This is a genomic window from Nocardia acidivorans NBRC 108247 (assembly GCF_001625085.1).
In the GTDB taxonomy this organism is placed as follows: domain Bacteria; phylum Actinomycetota; class Actinomycetes; order Mycobacteriales; family Mycobacteriaceae; genus Nocardia; species Nocardia acidivorans.
Window position 1 is genome coordinate 1 of the sequence record NZ_BDAW01000081.1, and the last position, 2,820, is coordinate 2,820.

Annotated in this window: 4 protein-coding genes and 1 pseudogene; 4 read left to right on the forward strand and 1 reads right to left on the reverse strand. The window is 67.3% G+C overall.

What is annotated here, in order from left to right:
• From NA10_RS29295 to NA10_RS29310, 4 genes are all read left to right on the forward strand, one after another.
• A partial coding sequence (locus NA10_RS29295; protein ID WP_218021611.1) for a hypothetical protein occupies positions 1-316 on the forward strand: 316 nt, incomplete at its 5' end.
• The gene (locus NA10_RS29300; RefSeq protein WP_067573714.1) at positions 313-618 is read left to right on the forward strand and encodes a hypothetical protein; all 306 of its coding nucleotides are present in this window, start codon (positions 313-315) and stop codon (positions 616-618) included. The genes NA10_RS29295 and NA10_RS29300, both read left to right, overlap by 4 nt.
• Positions 619-620: 2 nt before the next feature.
• Positions 621-2,057 carry a hypothetical protein gene (locus tag NA10_RS29305; RefSeq protein ID WP_067573715.1) on the forward strand — a complete coding sequence of 479 codons (1,437 nt, stop codon included), beginning with the start codon at positions 621-623 and terminating at the stop codon, positions 2,055-2,057.
• An 11-nt stretch (positions 2,058-2,068) separates the two neighbouring features.
• The gene (locus tag NA10_RS29310) at positions 2,069-2,488 is read left to right on the forward strand and encodes a hypothetical protein (RefSeq protein ID WP_067573717.1); all 420 of its coding nucleotides are present in this window, start codon (positions 2,069-2,071) and stop codon (positions 2,486-2,488) included.
• A 67-nt stretch (positions 2,489-2,555) separates the two neighbouring features.
• On the opposite strand, the pseudogene NA10_RS37780 reads toward NA10_RS29310, so the two are convergent.
• A pseudogene (locus NA10_RS37780) lies at positions 2,556-2,820 on the reverse strand (DUF2510 domain-containing protein); the annotation flags it as partial.

Below are 2,820 nucleotides of genomic sequence, written 5' to 3' on the forward strand. Positions count from 1 at the left end.
CCGACGTCGCCGAGATCAAGCGCGGTCAGCAGGGCGGCAAGTGATGGGCGAGCACAGCGCGCCCGAGGCCGCGAGCCAAGTCCGCTACCCGTTGCGGGCTGTGGCCCGCACCGTGTTTCAGCTCGTGATCGGCCTGGCCGCCGCCCTGCCCGTGATCGTCGCCTCGTCGGGCCTGCCTTCCACTGCGGCGGGTATCGGTGCGGCGCTGGCGATCTCGGCCACGATCACGCGGGTTATGGCCGTTCCCGCGGTCAACGGCGCAATAGCCGTGTGGGCCCCGTGGCTTGCCGCTGAGCCGCGTGCAGGTGATCTATGAACCCCGAGCAGATCGCCGCCCTATCCGCCGGGGCCGTCGCCGTCCTCGGCGCATTGTTCGGCTACCTCGACCGCCGCCAATCACGCCGAGCCGACGAGCAGGCCCGACAAATCGCCGAGCTGCAAGACCGCGTAGGCCACCTCGAGGACGAGCTCGCCCAGAGCAAGAGCCTGTTCGGTGAGTCCGTTCGGTTCATCCGCATACTGCTCGCCCATATCCGCGATCTCGGCATCGCCCACCAATTCGGCACCCCGCCCCCGCCGACGCCCGAGATTCCCGACCGCCTGAGAGAGGAGGTATAGCCATGGCCGACCTCGTCCCCTTGAAATACGGCAAGGTAGTGGGCCGCTTTCTGGCCAATATCGCCGACGGCCCCGATATCGCCGACAATCCCGAATTCGTGCCTTTGGCCGGAACGCTCACGTTCACCGCGGGTGCGCCGAAAGTGCTTGTCGCGGGCGCGGATCCGGACCCGGCGACCTATGTGCAGCTTCCGGATCATTACGTCGCGAGCCTAGACGAGTTCGGGTATCTGACCTGGCGCGGACAGCGCGGTATCCGGCTGGTCGCTCCCACCGGTGACACCAATCCAACAGGCTGGACATGGCGAGTCGATTTCGCGCTGACCTTCGAGGGCGCTCGGGTGCCGATGGACGGGTTCGCGTTCATGGTTCCGCCGTACGTGCCGGGCCCGGATCCGGCGCACCCTGACGACGACTCAACCGGCCTGGTCGATCTAACCCTCGTCTCACCGGTCCCGGCATCCAACGGCGAGGCTGTCGTCCGGGGATTGTCGATCGTCGACGTCCATATCGTCGGCGATGCACTGGTTTTCGAGCTGGACGACGGAACCGACCTGGCACCGGTCACCGTGCCTGCGATCGCCGCGGCCACCGCGGCCGCCGCCTCGGCCGCCGCCAGCGCAGGCACCGCAGGCACCGCCGCCACCGCAGCACAGGCAGCCGTCGACTCATTCAGCCTCGCAATCGGCGCGGTCAGTCAGGGACCGGCCGCCGCCACGGTGCATGGTGGCCCGCCCGACTGGACTCTCGACCTCGTCCTACCGCCCGGCCCGACCGGGCCGCCCGCGCCCGACGCCACCACGGGCACCAAAGGCATCATCCAACTCGCCGGGGACCTCGGCGGCTCCGCAGCCGCCCCGACCGTTCCGGCACTTTCGGGCAAGGCCGCGCTTGTGCACACGCACGCGGCGGCCGATATCTCCGACGCGACCACCATCGGGCGTTCGGTGCTGACCGCCGCCTCTTCAGGGACCGCCCGCTCTGCGATCGGCGCGGGCACCTCGAGCCTTGCCATCGGCACGACCGCCGGTACCGCGTGCGAAGGCAATGACGCACGCCTGACGAACGCGCGCACGCCCGCTGTCGGTACCTCGCCGTATGATCTTGCGCTCACGATCCTCGCCCAGGGCACCACGCGCGCCGTGGCCGCATCGGACTTCACAGGCGGTGTGAAACTGCCACGCGCAGCGACATTCACCTCGTTCTCGGTCCGCGGCAACACCGCCGACGCGAGCGGCAACCTCGTGGTCGAGCTCCGCAAGAACGGAACGCTGATAGCGGGCGGGACGAACACCGTGGCCGCGGCGAGCCAGGTTGCCGGGGGCGTCGTAACAGGCACTTTCGCGTATGCGGCAGGCGATATTCTCACCGTCGCGATAACCGGGATCGGCACCACGCCCGGCAAAGGGTTGATTGTCGAACTACTCGGCACGGCATAGGGGCGGCCGATATGGCAATCATGGTTGCGGGCCCGCGTACGGCGGCGTTCCTGCCATCGAAGATGAACAAGAACGGAACCGCCTCGCCCGGGTCATCCTTCGCACCCGTGCAAGGCTGGCTCGCCGACACCTCTGGCAGCTTCCCCGGGAGCCTCGTGTCCGGCAACGAGGCGCTAGTCGTCCAGAACGCTGGCGGCGCGGTCACGATCTCGGTTTCGGCGACCTGGTCGACGTTCTCGACCGCAACAGTGAATATCAACATCACGGTGAATGGTTCTGTCGTACAAACGAACTCGCAGACCGGCGCGTCGGGAACCCTCACCGCGACATGGAACGGTGCCGTCGCTACAGGTGACTTCATCCGCATCGAAATGAAGTACTCGGGCAGCTTCGCGGTTTCGGTGACGGCCGGATTCGTCCAAGTCACCTGACCCGCGGACTCGCAAAACAAACGCGCCCGGCATCCTCCGATGCCGGGGCGCGTTTGTGTCTGCTGGCTCAGCGCTCGAGCGTCTGAACGATCACGCAGTGGTCGACCGCCTGAACGGCCTCGTCGGCGGGGGAGATGCTCAGCGGCGCGGCAGACGCCTTGGGGAACGTCGAATTGTTGCGGGCCCCACCTGTCGAGGCGTAGACCTTGCCGTCGGCAATGACCCAAACGTCCGAACGCTCACGCGTTTTGCCCGTCTCGTCGACGATCGTTGCACCGAAGAACGTTCGGCCGTCAGTACCGAGAACGGTTCCGTTGGTGAGCGTCCATCCC